This window comes from Streptomyces sp. NPDC005070, assembly GCF_053600395.1.
In genome coordinates, this window is sequence record NZ_JBSFZS010000554.1 from 1 (window position 1) to 1,200 (window position 1,200).

Annotated in this window: 1 protein-coding gene; it reads left to right on the plus strand. The window is 74.8% G+C overall.

Going from position 1 to position 1,200, the window contains the following annotated elements:
• Nucleotides 1-8: 8 nt before the first annotated feature.
• A partial coding sequence (locus ACWEBX_RS41095; RefSeq protein WP_451889774.1) for an AMP-binding protein occupies nt 9-1,200 on the plus strand: 1,192 nt, incomplete at its 3' end.

Here is a 1,200-nt window from a genome sequence, read left to right on the forward strand (position 1 = left end):
CCGGTGGGATGTTCGATACGCAGCCGGTCGCCCCGGTCGGGCAGGCGCGCTACGGAGTGTCCGACGCCGCCCTCCACGCGCAGCCCGGCGGCGACAGCTTCGGCGCCGTCATGAACGTCGTCGAGTTCGTCGACCAGCTCCGCTTCGGCGACCACCTCGCCCGCTACCTCGGCGGAACCACCGGCTCCTTCGACGAACTGTCCATCGGCGTCTACAGCGACGGCAGCCCCGACAGCGACCTCCACATCCGCCTCGACGCCCCCGCACGCCTCTACGACCGGGCGGAACTGCGCTTCATCGGCGAGGAGTTGATCGACCACATCCGCGCCGTGGCGGCCGACGGGGAACAGCGCGTCGGCGCCCTGGACGTGCTCACCGGCACCGGACGCGAGCAGGTCCTGACCCGGCCGAACGACACCGGCGCACCCCTTCCCGCACTGACGGTCCCTCACCTGTTCGCCCGGCAGACGGCATCGGCCCCCGACGCCGTCGCCCTGCAGACCGGCGACCTCACCCTCACCTACCGCGAACTGGACGAGCGCTCCAGCCGGCTGGCCGACGCGCTGCGCCGCCACGGCGTCGGGCCCGACACCGTCGTGGCGGTGGCGCTGGAGCGGTCGGCGGACCTGGCCGTCGCCCTCCTGGCCGTGGTGAAGGCGGGCGGAGCCTACCTGACCCTCGACCCGGCGCTGCCCGCGGCGCAGGCCAAACTCGTGACCGGCGACGCCGCCGCACACGCCCTGCTCACCGACGCCGCCACCGCCCAGGCACTCTCGGCCGGCCTGGAGCTCCCGGCGCTCGTACTCGCCGACCTCACCGCCGCCACCGACACCGCACCGGCCACCACCGATGGCGTACCCGCCGCCGATGCCGCACCGGCAGCCACCCCGCTCCCGCTCCCGCACCCCGACAACCTCGTCGCCGTAAGCCCCACATCGACCACCGGCGCCACCACCGCGGTCGGCATCACCCACCGCGCCATGGAGCGGCTCGTCCTGGACCGCGCCTGGCAAGGCGCCGCCCGAGGCACCGTGCTGTGGCACACCCCGGCCACCTCCGAGGCCCTCGCCCTCGAACTGTGGGCGCCCCTGCTGAGCGGCGGCCGCGTCGTCGTGGCGCCCCCCGGCGAACTCGACGCCGACGCACTGGCCCAGGCACGAACGGCACACGGCATCACCGCCGTGTGGCTGCCCGCCGGCC